We start from the raw sequence: 15,484 nt of genomic DNA, 5'->3' as shown, positions 1-15,484 counted from the left end.
CGCGGCGTACTCAGGGACAGCCCTGAGGTGAAGTCGGGTGCCTGCTCGGTCGTTCGCTTCTGGTGAGCGCACGACGCTGGAACTCACCTCGAACTGTTAGGAGTTCCATCATGGCTACAGCAACCACCCACGCTCATACGACCAGGACCTCGGCAGCGAAAGTCGCGTCGGCCGCGGCGGTCCTCTTCGCTGCCGCCTTCTTCTGGACCGTTGCCAGCGTCAACGTCCCACGCGAGGCAGGCGACGCGGAACTGCTCAACTGGTGGCAGCAGAGCAGCAACCAACTCTCCGGCATGGTTTCGCAGTACTGCGCGCTCGCCGCGGCCGTGCTGTTCGTCGTACTCCTGAACTACTTCAGGACACTCGCGGCTGGTACCTCGGCCGTCCAGTGGACAGCGTTCGCCCGCTCGATGGGCCTGATCTTCAGCATGAGCCTGCTCGTCTCCGCCGCCCTGCGCGGCGTGATCGGCCACATGGTGAAGGTCGACAAAGAACCGCTGCCCGGCCTCGACGTCCTGCGCTACTCCACAGCCCTCAACTACAACCTCATCGGCACCATCACGATGGCAACCCTCGCCCTGACCATCCTCGCCATCTCCATCGTCATCCTGCGAACGCGGGTCCTGGCCAAATGGTCCGGCTACGTCGGCCTGGCAACCTCAACGATCATCCTGCTCGCCACCGCAGCAATGATCGGCGCCTTCGCGATCCCGGCAGCCCTGCTCTGGTCCCTCTGCCTAGGCGTTGCCATCTGGCGCCAACCCGCCAGCATCTGACGCGTACTACGCGCTTCCAAGCTGCCACATTTCATAGTTCCCGCATTCTGCCGTGATCTCGGCCGTCGCCTGAGCCGCGGTGAAGAAGGCGTCGGCCAGCGGCGAGGTGCGCGATGCCACCATTGCGAGGCACACCTGGTCGGGCGCGAGTTCCGGGATGGGTACGTAGCTGATGTCCGGACGTGAGTAGAACACGGTCGCCGAACGCCCCACGAACGAGATACCACGGCCGGCCGCGACGTGCTCAAGCTGCTCTTCCACCCCGCGCACCCGGAGCCCGGAGTCGGGGTGCGGGCGCCTGGTGGGCTGCGTGCTCGCGTCGGCATGCCAGACCAGCGGCTCACCGGCCAGGTCGGCCTCGGTGACCTCCTCCTTGCCGGCCAATCGGTGACCGGCGGGCAGCACCACCATGAGCGGCTCGGTGTAGAGCGGAGTCAGGCGCAGGCCGGTCTCGTCGATGGGCAGCCGCACATAAGCGACATCGACGCGGCCGTCGAGCAGCATCAGGGCCTGGTCGTCCCATTCCATTCGCTGCACGTCCACGACCACGTCCGGATGCCGGGCCTCGAATGCCCGCGCCGCCGGGATGACCGGGATGCCGGCCCGGAAGCCGACCACCAGCCGCCGGCTGCCGCGGGCGGCCACGGACACCCGGCGCCGGACTGCCTGCGTGGAGGCGAGCAGCGGACCGGCGTCGTCCAGCAGTTGCCGGCCCGCGTCGGTCAGCGCTACGCCGTGGCTGTCCCTGGTGAACAGCGAGGCGCCGAGATCCTGTTCCAGCGCGCGGATCTGCCGGCTGAGCACCGGCTGTGCGATGTGCAGCTCATCGGCGGCGCGGCCGAAGTGCAGCCTGTCGGCGACGGCGACGAAGTAGCGCAACTTGCGCAGGTCCAGATCCATGGAGCCTCCCGGTCCGGCGATACCTCCAAGGTATCACCACGGCTAAAAGAGGTCTTGGACACTCACTCAAGCCAATGGCATCGTTAATGGAGTCCGAGCGAATTCGGTATAAGAATTCGGCGTCGGTATTTGATAGCAGGGCCCAGCACCAGAATGAGCACGTCAGTAACTGGGCCCAACCGAATTGTTTCGGATATCCATCAATTCAACGGAGTGGTCGTGGGAAAGCTCGATGGCAAGGTAGCGGTGATCACCGGCGGATCCACCGGCATGGCACTGGCCGGCGCCAAACTGTTCGTCGAGGAAGGAGCACACGTCTTCATCCAGGCCCGGCGACAAGTTGCCCTGGACGACGCCGTCAAGCTGATCGGCCGCAACGTCACCGCCGTCCAGGGTGACGCGGCCGACCTGGACGACCTGGACCGCTTGTACGACACCGTCAAGCGGGAAAAGGGCTCGATCGACGTGCTGTGGGCCCACGCCGGGAACGGCGAAGAGGCCGTCCTCGGCGAGATCACCGAGGAACAGTTCGACCGCGCCTTCTCGCTCAATGCGCGCGGCACCCTGTACACCGTGCAGAAGGCACTGCCGCTGATCAACGACCACGGCTCGATCTTCATGACCGGATCCAACGCCTCCCTCGGCGCCTTCCCCGGCTGGAGCCTCTACGCGGGAAGCAAAGCCGTCCAGCAGGCCTGGGCCCGCGTCTGGCTCAACGAACTGCGCGCCCGCAAGATCCGGGTCAACGTCCTGACCCCCGGCCAGGTCGCCACCGCCAAGCAGGAAGAACTGTTCGACGGGGCGACCATAGCCGCCTTCGAGTCCCTCATCCCCCGCGGAAAGATGGGCCGCCCCGAAGAGATCGCCACCGTCGCCCTGTTCCTCGCCTCCGACGACTCCAGTTACGTCAACGGCCTGGAACTGGTCACCGACGGCGGCATCACCGCCATCTGAACCACACACCAGGAGTGCCGCGGGCACACCCCAGTCGCCACAACTCATTGAAGAGGAGCACACCCTTATGAGCAGCATCACCCTCATCGGTACGGGGAACATGGCCCGTACCATCGGCACGCTCGCGGTGGCGGGCGGCAACACCGTCGAGGTCATGGGACGCGATCAGTCCAAGGCCGATGACCTGGCCGAGGCGCTGGGCGGCGGCGCGACGACGGGCAAGTGGGGCGCCGTCCCGGCCGGGGACATCGTCATCACGGCCCTGTTGTACGACGGTGTCGTTCCGGTCGTCGCCGAGTACGGAGACGCCCTCGCGGGCAAGGTCATCGTCGACATCAGCAATCCCTTCAACGCCACGTTCGACGGTCTGGCCCACAGCGAGGAGACCTCGATCGCGCATGAAGTCGCCAAAGTGGCCCCGGCCGGCGTCAGCGTGGTGAAGGCCTTCAACACCATTTTCCGGAATGTCCTGGAGAAGGGCCGGCCCAACGTCTTCATCGCTGGCGACAATGCGCAGGCCAAGGCGGGCGTGGCGGCATTCATCGAGAGCCTCGGGCTGCGCCCGCTGGACGTCGGCGGCCTGAAAATGGCGCACTGGCTGGAAGGAATGGGCCTGGTCACGATGGGCCTCGCCGCCAACGGGATTGGCCACTGGGACTTCGCCCTCGGCGTCAACGAATTCACCGGCTGAGCGCACCCGCACCACCACTTCTCGCGCCACATCATTCACAAGGAGCAGTAGCGTGCGCGTTTTCGTCACTGGCGGGACCGGCCATTCCGGTTCGTACATCATCCCCGAGCTCATCGCGGCCGGGCACGAGGTCACCGGCCTGGCCCGGTCGGACACGGCCGCGGCGGCGCTGTCCGCGCTCGGCGCGAAGGTGCGCCGCGGCGACCTCCAGGATCTCGACGGGCTCAAGGAGGCGGCGGCGGACTCCGACGGCGTCATCCACGTCGCGCACAGGCAAGAGCTGCTTCCATCCGGCGGGATCGACGCCGTGGCCGCCGCGGAGCTCCCGGTCATGCTCGCGTACGGCGAGGCACTCGCGGGAACCGGAAAGCCGCTGGTCGCGGCGGGGAGCATCGGCTCGCCCGGGAACGGGAGGAACCTGGGCCGGCCGGCCACCGAGGAGGACCCGGCCCTTCCCGGCGGCGATGAGCACAAGGGCACCCTGCGGGCTCGCAACGTCGTGGAAACCGCCGTAATCGGCCTCGCCGAGCGGGGAGTGCGGTCGTCGATCGTGCGGATTGCCAACATCGCGCACAGCACGACCGATAGTGCCGGCTTCCTGCCCACGCTGATCGCGGTCGCGAAGGAGAAGGGCTTCGCCGGCTACCCCGGAGACGGCGCGAACCTGTGGAACGCCGTGCACGTCCGCGATGTCGCCTCCTTGTTCCGCCTGGCGCTGGAGACGGGGCCGGCCGGCAGATACTGGCACGCAGTTGAGAACGGGGGCATCCCGTTCCGCGAGATCGCCGAGGCTATTGGCACCCGCCTGGGCCTGCCCGCCGTGAGCGTACCCGCGGACGAACTGATGCTGCCGGGATACTTCGGGTTCCTCGCGTCTGTGGTCACGCTGGACTTCCCGGCGTCCAACCTCATCACCCGCCGGACCCTCGGCTGGGAACCCGCTCAGCCCAGCCTGCTCGCCGATCTGGACAACGGCCACTACTTCCCCGCCAGCTGACGGCAGGTGTGCGTGGGTCGTAGTACTCAGGTGCTGAGCTGCCCCCAGGACCTACTAGGCTCTCGGGCGGTCGACAGACGGGGGAGCTTGATGTTTGCGAGACACCATGTTCGGCGCGTACTGCGGTTGGTCGCGGCAACCGTGGCACTGGCGGTGCTGATTCCGGGGCCGGGCACGCCTGCCGTGGCCCGCAACCAACCCGATCCGGTGGCGGCGGTGCAGGCCGGCGAGGCGTACGAGGTCTGTGGACCGGAGCGGATCGAGCGGAGCGGTACGATCCGCCGGTTCTGCGGGCAGACCGTCGGTGACCTCGGCCGGACCGGCTGGTACTACCCCGACGACGACCGCTACGAGTGGGCGGACTGGTGGCGGGCGACTGTAAAGAACTGCAAGCTCGACGGGAAGTACCTGGGCACCGACGGCGTCAGGCGGATGTTCATCGGCTATCCGCACTTCCGGCGGCCGACCGACGGCAGCGTTTACGTGCCCGGCACGCAGTACTGGGAGTGGCAGGGCCGAACCTACGCGCGGTTGGCCTACTACAGCTATACCGATCATCGGGTACACCCGACGGAGGACCGGTTCACGGACCGCCTGCCCCGGGAATATCCGCCGCACGGCAAGATCCCCGCGCGCTGCTCACCGGCCTGAGGCCTGCTGGCACTGCTCGATCCCGGCGCGGGCACACTTCAGCTCACCCGGATTGTCGAGCGCGCCGGCCAGGTCCTCGGCACGTCGGTAGGTCTCCAGGGCACGATCGAGCCGGCCGAGCAGGTGCAGATCGGCCGCCAGTTCGTTGAGTATCGACAGTTCGCCCAGGCGATAGCTGGTCTGGCGGGCGAGCGCGAGGGCCTGCTCGTGGTGCTCCAGAGCTTCGTCGAGCCGTCCCAACCGTTGGTACACGCTGCCGACGTTGCCGAGTGCGACCCCCTCGGCCGCCCGGTCGTCGATCCTTCTCGCGAGCTCCAGGTGCCTGAGGTTCTGCTCGAGCGCCTCGTCGAGCCGGCCGCTGCGCTCCAAGGCATACCCGAGGTTGCCGAGGGCCACGCCTTCGGTGACGCGGTCGTCGGTGGTGGCCAGGATGTCGATCGCGGTTCGGTAGTGCTCGATCGCCTCCGGCAGCCGGTCGAGTCGTCCGTAGCTCACGCCCAGGTTGGTCAGCGCGATGCCCTCGCCGATCCGGTCGCCCAACTCCCGGTGGATGGCCAGCGCAGCCTGGTTGTGCCCCAGCGCTTCGTCGTACCGGCCGAGCCGCCAGCACGCGGTACCGAGGTTGATCAGCGCGCGGGCTCGCTCGGGTGGCTCCGCGATCGTCGCCGCCAGGCCGTGCACCATCGCAGCGTCCTGATGATGCCCGGCATCGTCGAGGAATCGGAACAGTAGGACAGACAGGTCGACGGCGTGCCGAGGCGAACTGTTGTTGCCGGCTTGGCTCGCGACCGCCAGTAGGTTGGCCCGCTCCGCCTCCAGCCAGGCGGCCGCGCTGTCACGGACGGCGATCGGTGGCGTGGGCGTACCCGGATCCGGGACCTCTGGGTGGCGCTGCCTGTCCTGGGGCGCGTAGTGCTCAATCGCGCACTTCGCTGAGTGGCGGTAGTGGTCGTACAGCTGGAGTTGTGCCGACCGCCGCCCGGCCGGCCGCTCCTCCTCGCGAGCCCGGTCGGAGGCGAACACTCGGACCAGGTCGTGCATCGCGTACCGACTCGTCGTCGGCTGCCGAAGCACACTGGCGGACACAAGTCGGTCGAGCGTCACCGTAGTACGGCTCAGGCCGCCGCCGGTGAGCGCGGCCGCGGCGTACACGTCCAGGTCCGGGCCGGGGTGAAGCGACAACAGCCGTAGCAGCCGCTGGTCGTCCTCCGGCAGCCGCTCGTACGACGTCGCCAGCGCGACCTCGACTGCGTTGTCCAGCCGGAGCCCGCCACGTCTCTCCGCGAGCCGATCGAGGTGGTCCGACAGGGTCCAGTCCGGTCGGTTGTCCATCCAGCCGGCGATCAGTGCGACCGCCAGGGGTAGATGCCCACAGAGGTCTGCAATCTGGGCGGCCAGTTCTGGCGAGGCATCGGCCCGGCCGGTGGCGGTCCGGCGCAGCAGTTCGACCGACTCCGCCGGAGCGAACGGCTCCAGCGCGATCTCCTGAGTGATTCCCGGTAGCTGGAGGCGTCGACGGCTCGTCACGAGGGTCAGACAGCCGTCCGTGTCGGTGAGCAGCGGCGCCACCTGGTCCTCGCTGCCTGCGTTGTCGAGCAGCACCAGAGCCCGGGTACGCGATACCAGGCCGCGGTACATCGCCGTACGCCGTGCCAGGTCGAGCGGCGCGATCTCGCTGCCGCGCACGCCGAGCCGGCGCAGGAAGGCACCCAGCACGGCCGCTGGGTCGGCCGGTGGACGCTCCGGGTCGTGGCCACGCAGGTCGACGAACAGGCGCGGCCCGGGCGTCAGCCGCTGGGCGATGTGAGTGGCGAGTGTCGTCTTGCCTGCGCCGGCCATGCCGTGGATCGCCACCAGCCCGGTCTCGGTGCCGGCCGGTACCCGGTTCAGCTCGGCCTGCCGGCCGATGAAGTGAGGCAGGTCGGCCGGCAGGTCGACAGCCACCTCCACGACCGACGCCTCGGCGGCGCGCTGGTCGACCACCTGGCAGACCTGCCGCCACTCGGCCCCGGCGGTGTCGTCGCCGACAAGCGCCTGGACGACGTCGACCACCAGCTCCGGGTCCATCCGGCTCCGGCCAGGCTGGAAGCAGTTGTAGACGGTGGCGTAGGCGGGGATCTCGGAGACACCGCGGCTGGTCCGGTCGCGGACGGTGCGGCGGTGCACCTCGCGGTACGACGCCCCGGCCCACGACCGAAGCGCGCGGAGGCGCTCGGCCAGCTCGTCGTACGTGCGCACCAAGCCCGGGTGGGGCGGCTCGCGGCCGGATTCCATGCCCGGCACGCTAGCAACCCCGGCGGCTACCAGTGATCGGATTCGATCAGTTCGAACGATCAGGCCGGTACGGCGGCTGCATGCTCATCCAGCCGGGACCACCCCGGCGCGAATCATCCATCTGGAGGAAATGATGAGGATTGCGTCTTTGCTGGCAGCCGGAGCCATGGGTCTGTCCGGCCTGGTTGCGGGCGTGCCGGTCGCCACGGCGGCCGACGTTCCGGAGGTACCGGAAGGGCCGGGATACGCCATCAGGACGATGAACGGTGGCGAGTTCGCGGGGCATGCGGAGGCGGGCGGCAGGGTCGCCTGGCATGGAGCCAAGTCGTTCACGGTCCACGTTGCCCGGGTGGCCGACATCTGCCTCAGCGGCGGCGATGGCGCTGGTGCGTACATCTGGTACCAGACGCGCCTCGGCAACTCGTTCAGCGTCTGGAAGCGCACCCCCATCGCGGACACGTCGGGCTGCAGCGACGGCGACGTCGGCCACGGCGACTATCGCTTCTACGACACTCAGACAGTGGGCGCAGTACGAGTGATCCTCCGCGAATGCGAAGGCCGCGACGGCTGCAACACCTCCCCGAACGACAACGCCGCCAGCGCCTGGAAATGGAACCCGAACCGCTGACCCCACGGGCCTGATCTGCCAGCACCGCTCGACGGAGGAGCACCGGGTACTACGCCCACGCGCCTCCTCCGTCGGCGCTCCCACCCACCCCTTACCCGGCGCTCCTCCGTCGCGCCTCGCGGTCAGGCGCGCCGCCGCCTTCTGGCAGGGTCGCCCGCTCCGGAGGGCGAGGTGCGTGCACCAGGAGTGCAGCCCACACGGTCAAGTCCAGCGGTGTGGTGTACGAGGTAGCCGGCCCTGATCCGCACCCTGCCTGCGCGGAGTAAAGGGCTCGTCTGACCCATCCGTGGATGTGGGCGCGGTTGGAGTTGGGGAGGATTCTCGCTGGACCCCGGGGCGGATCTTGCCCCGGTCCAGGGACATTTTCCTCGCCAGCCCTGCGAGGGGTGACCTACTTTGGGCACGGGCTGGGCGCCGTTCGGCGGGTTGGGCGCGTGGCCGGTGCCCAAGGTGGGCCGGGGTGGTCAAAGGAGGGGGCGATTTCAGCCCGCGACGTGCGAACTCGGCCAGTACTCCAGCCGGACGTCGTGATCAATGGAGCGGATGCCTTCTGTAGCTCTGGTGCGGAGTTCCCAATTCAAGGGCGTTCTCATCGAGCGCGTTGCTGATCGTCACCCGTTCGTCGGCGAAGACGAAACTGACCGCGACCATGCCGTCGGCGACGTCCCCACCAGCCCATTCGAGCAGCTCGACAGCTGTCAGCCGCTGGCCCTCGAGGACCGCCAACTCGGGCAGGGCGTCATGCCGCCAACCCAAATGAAAGGTGTACGGGGCATCGTCGTCGCCATTCGACCAGGTCGCCTGCCCGACGGGATCAACAGTGTTCCAGGTGATGGACAGGTCGCTGAACTTCTGGTGGTTGACCTCCACTTGTTCGCCGCCGAAGTCGAACAGAACCGGGCCATCGGCAAACCACTCGTCGGCCCCGCGGTCCCAGACCAGCCAGACGCGGTCGAGCCGACATCCGACCAGCGCACCAAGCCGCCGACCGTGGGCGGCAGCGACCGCGTGGCGGCCGTTGAGCCACTCCGGTCGGTAACCCTCAATATCGAAGTAGGACACCCACCGAGTATCCAGCGCCCATGGACGATCAAACCGCGACCCAACGTCCTCGAACCATTTCCAGCGCGCCGCCAACTGGTACTGCGTTCCGCTGCGCGCTGCGCGACCTCACGCGATGAGACCCCCGCCGACAGCCGAACCGCGCGCGACAGCGAGCCGCGACGGAGGAGCGGCGGACTGGGGTGGGTGGGAGCGCCGACGGAGGTGCGTGGGGCGTAGTACTCAGGTGCTGCCTGGGCGGTAGCTGCGTTCGATGTGCCCCTTGAGGTCCTGCGGGTAGAAGTAGACCGGCCGGAGGTTGCCGGATGCGTAGCGCCTGGCCTGGTCGTTGAAGTGAGGCGAGGCAGGGTCGCCGCTCACGCCGCCGGCCGTTACTGCCCAGGCGCGGAGTTTGCGGCCGAACTCGACGACGGCGACGAAGCTGTTGCCGCTGGTGCCGTAGTACCGCTTGGTCCCGGGGTAGCGGCGGGCGCCGAAGGAGGCGAGCGAGCCCCACTGCGCGGATGTGAACGGGACCGGAACACTCGGCTTGGTGTCGTCGAACGTCTGGACGATCGCGCCGTCGTTGCGCTGGAAGCGGTTGATCTCGCCCCAGGGCACCTGCCAGCTGCCGAAGTCCTGCGTCAGCCGGTCGGCCGCCTCCCGGAGCGCGGTGAGTCGTTGCGCGTCGGTGGCCCGCTCGGCCAGGTAGTCCCACATCGACATCCCCGCGTCCCTCGCCGCCTGGGCCAGGGGCGCCCAAAGCGCCTCGCCCCAGAAGACGGACAGCGACGTCGCGGTCGAATCCGCGCTCCAGCGAAAGTCCCAGCGGCGGAGAAGGCGGATCGGGCCGGCGAGCCGCGCCTTGTCCGGGTCCCGCTCGGGCAGCTTGTCCCACGCCGCGACCAGTCCCGGTACGAGTCGTGCGAATGCGGTGAGATAGCGATCGAACGCCGCGTCGATCAGGGTTCGCGGGGTGAAGTCGTTCCGCGCGGTCAGTACCCGGATCGCCTGCGGGCCGCGCGGATTCTCGCCGGCCTGGTCGAAGTACCGGGGGTAGTCGGCGGCATCGGGGCTGTCCGCGCCTGCAGCGGTCCAGGGCCAGTTGTTCGTGTTGAACGCCCAGCCGTTCTTCGGATTCACCGCCTGAGGCAGACTCCGCAGGCTGTGCTCCCCGCGCCAGTCCGTCGCCGGATCGCTGCCGTCGACGGGTTTGCGGTAGTTGAAGCGGTCGTCGCGGACGGGCATGAACTGCGGTACCAGGAAGGCGATTTCGCCCTTCGAGTCCGCGAACAGGGTGTTGTTCGAGCTGTTGGCCTTGAACCCGGCCACCTTGAGGAAGCTCGCATAGTCCCGCGCCTTGGTGCGCAGGAAGCTCTGCTGCAGCGCCGCGAGTGGCCGGTTCATCAAGGCGAACGCGATCCACTTGCCGTCCGCCTCGCGCACGATCGGTCCGTGGTGCGTGGCGAAGGTGGTGAATCCGCGCTGCGCCAGTTCGCCGTCGGCCGTCCGGTACGACAGCGTGATCGTCTTCGTCGTGACCGGCCGCAGCTCGTCGCCGTACCGGTAGGCGCGACGGCCGTCGGCTCCGGTCACGATCGTCTCGGCGAACTCGTCGACGTTGTCCACACCGCTCGAGGTATGCATCCAGCCCGCGTTCGCGTTGAAGCCCTGGTAGATGAAGAACTGCCCCCAGGTCGCGGCGCCGTAGACGTCGAGCCCCTCGTCGCTGGTCACGTGCAGCTCGGCGCGGAAGAAGAAGCTGGTGTGCGGGTTGATCAGCAGCAGCGCACGGCCGTCCCGCGTGTGGCTCGGCGCGATCGCGAAACCGTTCGAGCCCTTGGGCTCGCTGAACAGCAGGCCGCGTTCCGCATCGGTCATCGGTACGTCGCGCAGCCCGTAGAAGGCTTCGAGCTGGCTGAGCGGTACGCGCTCGATGTCGCCGCCGATGCTGCCTTCGGAGAAGCTCAGCGGCATCCACGGCTCGAACCGCCGGAGTACGCGCGGACGCACCTCGGGGTGAGTCGCGAGGTAGAAGTTCAGCCCGTCAGCCCATGCCTGCATCAGTTCGCGCAGCCACCGAGGGCTCTTCGCGTGTTCGCGTTTCAGTACCTCGTGGTCAACGAACAGCCGCTGCCGCAGGTCCTGCCAGATCGCGCTCTCGCCCTGGGCCTCGGCGAGGCGACCGAGGCTGACCAGGTAGTTGTTCTCGATCCGGTTGAAGTCGTCCTCGGCCTGGGCGTACATCATCCCGAACACCGCATCGGCATCGGTCCGGCCGGTCACGTGCGCGACACCCCAGTCGTCGCGGGTGATCCGTACCCGCGCCGCCTGCCGACGCCACCGTGCAAGCTCGGGGCTAGGTGCAGCGGCGGCCGTAGTACCGGATGGCAACCCAGTGGCGGCCCCCGCAGCCAGCCCGGCCGCTCCACCCAGTACGTGCCGCCGACTCGGCCCTGGATTCTGCACGTGGTTCACGAGGTACTCCGCTCTCTCGGGGACCCTGACCGCCACCAGAACGCTAGGTGCGGACCGTGGCGAGGGCAACATTTGGCGTGTACTCCGAATCGTCGGAAGGTTGCTGACTGGGCGTCGTGAAGGTGGCCGGCGCGCTTTTGTCGGTGGCCGCTGGTAGATCTGAGTGTCCGGCGAGCCAGAGGAGCTGTGATGCAGCGACCGCGGGTGGTGGTCAGCGTGGGGGCCAGCGTCGACGGGAAGGTCGCGCTCACCAGAGACGCGCTCTTGATGCGGCAGCCGAGTTCGGAGCTGTGGGAATCGATGACGCCGCGGGCCGCCGATTCAGTGTCGATCGACGTCATCGAGGTGCTCAGACAGCAGTACGGGTGCAATGCCATCCTGGAGGGCAGCGGCAGCCTGGTGACCGAGGACGCGGTTCCGGAAGAACTGCCCGCCTACGACGGTGACACCGCCGAGCTCTACCAGCACTTCCTTCCGCCGGACATCACCAGACAACCGTCGCCGCCGCACATGTGGTTCACCGTCGTCGACAGCCGCGGAAGAGTGCGCTGGACCGAGAAACACGAGAACTGGGACGCGCTGGTCCTGGTAGCACGATCGACACCGGCCGACTATCTCGGCTATCTCCGCCGGGAACGCATCTGCTACCTCGTTGTCGGCGAAGCGCGCGTCGACCTGGCCCAAGCGATAGCCGCGATGGGCACCGAACTCGGCGTCAAATGCGTCCTATCAACCGCGGGCGGCGGCCTCAACGGCGCGTTGTTGCGGGCAGGCCTGATCGACGAACTACACCTGACCTTGGCGCCCGCCCTCATCGGCGGACTCGGCACACCATCGATCATGGACGGCCCGCCTCTCGCCGTAGGCGAACCTCCGACCCGATTGCAGTTGCTCTCGGTCCACACCGACACCGGCGGCTCCGTCCGCCTCCACTACGCCGCAACCGAAAGGCTGCCCTCTCCTGCGACAGCTTGGGCGAGCAGTTGATACGACTACGACCGCCCGACCATGCTGCGAAGCGCGCTCATGCCGAGTTCAGTGCGGTGCGCGAGTCCACCCGACGACGGGCCGACGGGATGAATCGCGCACCGTGCGGCTACCCTGCGGGCCATGTCGACAAGAGAGGACCAGGTGTTCGATGCGGTGGTCCGACGGATCGCCGCCGGCGGGTACATCGACGAGGTTCCAGCCAGCCGGTTGGCACCGCTCCGACCCGCGCCGCCTGCCGCAGTCGCGGAGGCCGAGGAACTGGCCGGCCGGGCACTGCCATCGCTGCTGCGCCGGCTCTACCTGGAGGTCGGCAACGGCGGCTTCGGCCCCGGTTACGGTCTCCTCGGCCTCAGGGACGGGCATCGCCCTGGCGGCCTGGACACGCTGACCGGGCTCAAGGGCGGTGTCCTCACTCTGTGCGACTGGGGTTGCGCCATCAGCAGTGAGCTCAACCTCGCCGACGGCCAGATCTGGGGCTACGACCCGAACCCGGCCCCGGACGGCGTGTCATGCACGTTCCCGCAGCACATGACGATCGTTGACTGGTTCTCCAAGTGGGTCGAGGGCACGCTGTACCAGCCGTGGCTGGTCCAGGACCCGACGACCGGCGACCACCGTGGCGCAACCGACGCCGAGTATGCGGAGATGATCGAGGAGGCGTTTGGCCCCAGCGGACCGGAGGACTGACCGCCGGACGCTGAGGGCCACAGCATGCCGGCCGTAGGCACATTGCCGGGAGCGGCCGGAGGCCCGCGCATACCCATCTCCGTCGGCAAGCGCTTCCCTCGGCGCGTCGGGGCCATCGGTACCGGGTTGTGCGTGCGCAGCCCTCCGCGAGCCGCGACTGAGGAGCGGCGGGGAGGGGGGAGCGCAGACGGAGGAGGTGCGTGGGCGTAGTACTGGGGTGGTCAGCCGTTGAGGGCTCGTCGGCGTTGGACGTACAGGCGGTTGCGTGTCGGGCCGGTCCATTCCAGTCGGACGACGCCAGCTACCGCGGTGTCGGGGAGGCGCGAGGGGGCGGACCAGTAGCCGAAGTTCGGGTTGCGGAAGAAGGTTGCCCACAGGTGGCCGCTGCGATCCGTGAAGAAGTTGTTGTGGCCGGCACCGACACCGCCTTCGAGATAAGGCTCTGGCGTATAAGGCATTTGCTGGAACCGAGGGAGGTTCGTCGTCGTGACGATGTCCTCCATGCCGTCCCGGAACTTCGCGTACAAGTCGTTGTGCAGCACGAGCCACGCATCGTCACCCTCGGAGTACAGGCCACCGTCGATGTGGTGGTACGCACCGGGCTCGATGAACGGCGGCCCGCCAACCACCGGGTCACCGGCGTAGGTCGGCCATGTCCGAACCATGCGGGTGCAGGTTCTTTCGGATCAGGAGGTCGACGATCCAGCGCCGAGGATGGTGGCTCGGTGTTTCCAGGCGAGGGTGAGGCAGGCGGCGCTGGTTTGGCCTAGGGGTTCCTGTGTGGTGAGGCGGGTGACGGTTTCCTCGTCGAAGGTTAGGCCGTGGATGGGCTTGTTGTTCCCGATAGAACTGACGACCTCGCCTTCGGGGTTCGTGGCGACTCGGTCGCGGAACAGGTTGTCGAAAATGTGGTCGTCTATCACTGTGGCGGTCGCGATTGAGGCGTTGAGGCTGAGGGCGTCGAGGATGACGCCAAGAACGTACGGCCGGATGGTTCCGGCGTTGCGGGCCGCTGTCATGTCTCGGTAGAAGGGCCAGACCTCGTAATCGACGGGGGTGCCGCCGCTGCCGTCGTGCTCGGGTTGACCGAGCATCTCCTCGGCGTACTCGCGAACCATGTTGCGCCAGATGTCGAGGTCGACGAGGAGGCTCTGGGGAGAGATGCTGGCAGGTTGGAATTCGCCTGCGGGTAGCAGGCTGTAGTGCCGGCCATTGGTGACTTGGGTTGGGTCGCGGCGTAGTAGGAAGAAGCTACCGTCACCGGTCGTCATGTCCCGTCGGATCGTGAGGGTGCTGATACCTGGGTTGACTGCACGGTTGGACAGATCGAACAAGTCGCCGAGCAGGGAACGGAACGGCAGATGGGCCCAGTTCAGATTGCCGGAGACGTCGGCTGCGCCGGCTTCGTGGGCTAGTACCTCGCCAATATCGAGTTTGTTGAAGAAGGTGGACAGGCCGAAGGTCATTGCTCCCTTGCCGTTCGACCAGTCGACATCCAGGAGGCGGTAGCTGCTCCGGTTCTCGAAGAGTGCCGGCGGGCGGAGGTACCGGATCGCGCTGGTGTACTGGGTGAACGCGTGGCCAGGTGCCCTTAGAGGTAGCGCGGTACGAGCTTCTGCTTCGCTGCCGGTCAGACGAGGCTGTGGCGACGCCTCGTTCCAGCGCAGCTTGACATCTTCCAGGAGCACAGGGCGCTGCGGTAGCCAGGCCGGCGTGCTGAGCGCGGGCACGTGCTCGACGCGCAGTTCGGCGTCATACAGATCGGCTGTACGTGCAGCCAGGTCGATGCCCTGTTCGGTCAGGTACTGCCGGACCTGCCGCCAGTTCTGCTGGCTAGCCTCAACTGCTGCCTCCGGCGCGGGACGCACGGTGCTGTGAAGGGTGCGCTCGGCCGTGCGCGCCGCTTCGGTATCGAGACTTCCGGAGACGTTGAGGATCATCGCGAAACGGCGCTGGACGTCCTCGTCTGCGCCCTTGAGAGCGCTGTCGAGGATCTCTTGCATTGCTGCGGACAGCACCATGTCCGGCTTGGCTTCCCAGGTGGCGACGGTGCGGACCGCTGCGCCGAGATGAGCGGCGAATGCCTCATTCGTCATCCGCAACGAAGCTCGCAGGGCCGATGCTCGACGACCAGTCCACAGATCAACTATGTCCACCTGGTAAAACCCTCCGCAAAGTCATGGAGCCGGGACTGCACTAGCAATGCATCAGGACCGCACTGTCGCTGCATTTTGGGGACGGCCACACCAGTATTCACTGATCCATATGGAACCGGTGATCGAGGTACGGCAGCTGTGGAGAGTGCAGCTTTGGCTAGGTGATCACCTGGTTGAGGAGCACATCGGACCGGCTGGGTTGGCTCAGGCCTATGTCGATGTGCTCCAACGCCGCATCTGTGGGCTGCCGCAGCGGCAGTT

Annotated in this window: 14 protein-coding genes; 8 read left to right on the top strand and 6 right to left on the bottom strand. The window is 67.6% G+C overall.

What is annotated here, in order from left to right:
- The first annotated feature begins 110 nt into the window (after positions 1-110).
- Positions 111-776 (top strand): hypothetical protein, encoded by a 666-nt coding sequence (locus A3ES_RS0116180; RefSeq protein ID WP_020387883.1) that lies wholly within the window; start codon positions 111-113, stop codon positions 774-776.
- Positions 777-782: 6 nt separating this feature from the next.
- Here the strand turns inward: A3ES_RS0116180 and A3ES_RS0116175 are convergent, their stop codons facing one another.
- Positions 783-1,676, bottom strand: coding sequence for a LysR family transcriptional regulator (locus A3ES_RS0116175; protein ID WP_020387882.1), 894 nt, complete (start codon positions 1,674-1,676; stop codon positions 783-785).
- Positions 1,677-1,895: 219 nt separating this feature from the next.
- Here A3ES_RS0116175 and A3ES_RS0116170 point away from each other — a divergent pair, with 219 nt between their 5' ends.
- From A3ES_RS0116170 to A3ES_RS0116155, 4 genes are all read left to right on the top strand, one after another.
- Positions 1,896-2,630 carry an SDR family NAD(P)-dependent oxidoreductase gene (locus A3ES_RS0116170; protein WP_020387881.1) on the top strand — a complete coding sequence of 245 codons (735 nt, stop codon included), beginning with the start codon at positions 1,896-1,898 and terminating at the stop codon, positions 2,628-2,630.
- Positions 2,631-2,697: 67 nt separating this feature from the next.
- Complete coding sequence (locus tag A3ES_RS0116165; protein WP_020387880.1) at positions 2,698-3,321, top strand: NADPH-dependent F420 reductase; 624 nt, start codon at positions 2,698-2,700, stop codon at positions 3,319-3,321.
- A 52-nt stretch (positions 3,322-3,373) separates the two neighbouring features.
- Complete coding sequence (locus A3ES_RS0116160; RefSeq protein WP_020387879.1) at positions 3,374-4,318, top strand: SDR family oxidoreductase; 945 nt, start codon at positions 3,374-3,376, stop codon at positions 4,316-4,318.
- Between the two features lie 90 nt (positions 4,319-4,408).
- Positions 4,409-4,969 carry a hypothetical protein gene (locus A3ES_RS0116155; RefSeq protein ID WP_157630549.1) on the top strand — a complete coding sequence of 187 codons (561 nt, stop codon included), beginning with the start codon at positions 4,409-4,411 and terminating at the stop codon, positions 4,967-4,969.
- Here A3ES_RS0116155 and A3ES_RS47385 read toward each other — a convergent pair.
- Entirely contained in the window at positions 4,958-7,243 is a 2,286-nt protein-coding gene (locus tag A3ES_RS47385) for a tetratricopeptide repeat protein (protein ID WP_157630548.1), read from the bottom strand. The genes A3ES_RS0116155 and A3ES_RS47385 overlap by 12 nt on opposite strands.
- Positions 7,244-7,376: 133 nt before the next feature.
- Between A3ES_RS47385 and A3ES_RS0116145 the strand changes: the two genes are divergently transcribed.
- Positions 7,377-7,871 (top strand): hypothetical protein, encoded by a 495-nt coding sequence (locus A3ES_RS0116145; RefSeq protein ID WP_157630547.1) that lies wholly within the window; start codon positions 7,377-7,379, stop codon positions 7,869-7,871.
- 531 nt (positions 7,872-8,402) lie between these two features.
- Here the strand turns inward: A3ES_RS0116145 and A3ES_RS0116140 are convergent.
- Positions 8,403-9,008, bottom strand: coding sequence for a hypothetical protein (locus A3ES_RS0116140; RefSeq protein ID WP_202806521.1), 606 nt, complete (start codon positions 9,006-9,008; stop codon positions 8,403-8,405).
- A 147-nt stretch (positions 9,009-9,155) separates the two neighbouring features.
- Positions 9,156-11,390, bottom strand: a complete 2,235-nt coding sequence (locus tag A3ES_RS0116135) for a penicillin acylase family protein (protein ID WP_202806520.1) — start codon at positions 11,388-11,390, stop codon at positions 9,156-9,158.
- 189 nt (positions 11,391-11,579) lie between these two features.
- Between A3ES_RS0116135 and A3ES_RS47380 the strand changes: the two genes are divergently transcribed.
- Together A3ES_RS47380 and A3ES_RS51280 are read left to right on the top strand one after the other, a co-directional pair.
- Positions 11,580-12,377 carry a RibD family protein gene (locus tag A3ES_RS47380; RefSeq protein WP_020387873.1) on the top strand — a complete coding sequence of 266 codons (798 nt, stop codon included), beginning with the start codon at positions 11,580-11,582 and terminating at the stop codon, positions 12,375-12,377.
- A gap of 123 nt (positions 12,378-12,500) precedes the next feature.
- Entirely contained in the window at positions 12,501-13,067 is a 567-nt protein-coding gene (locus tag A3ES_RS51280) for a hypothetical protein (protein WP_020387872.1), read from the top strand.
- 221 nt (positions 13,068-13,288) lie between these two features.
- On the opposite strand, the gene A3ES_RS0116120 is transcribed toward A3ES_RS51280, so the two are convergent.
- Both A3ES_RS0116120 and A3ES_RS47370 read right to left on the bottom strand, forming a co-directional pair.
- Positions 13,289-13,732, bottom strand: a complete 444-nt coding sequence (locus A3ES_RS0116120) for a glycoside hydrolase family protein (RefSeq protein WP_020387871.1) — start codon at positions 13,730-13,732, stop codon at positions 13,289-13,291.
- A 21-nt stretch (positions 13,733-13,753) separates the two neighbouring features.
- The gene (locus A3ES_RS47370; protein ID WP_020387870.1) at positions 13,754-15,163 is read right to left on the bottom strand and encodes a hypothetical protein; all 1,410 of its coding nucleotides are present in this window, start codon (positions 15,161-15,163) and stop codon (positions 13,754-13,756) included.
- Positions 15,164-15,484: the final 321 nt, after the last annotated feature.

The sequence above is a fragment of the Kribbella catacumbae DSM 19601 genome (genome assembly GCF_000372465.1).
In the GTDB taxonomy this organism is placed as follows: domain Bacteria; phylum Actinomycetota; class Actinomycetes; order Propionibacteriales; family Kribbellaceae; genus Kribbella; species Kribbella catacumbae.
This window is presented reverse-complemented; position numbering and strand designations above follow the sequence as displayed.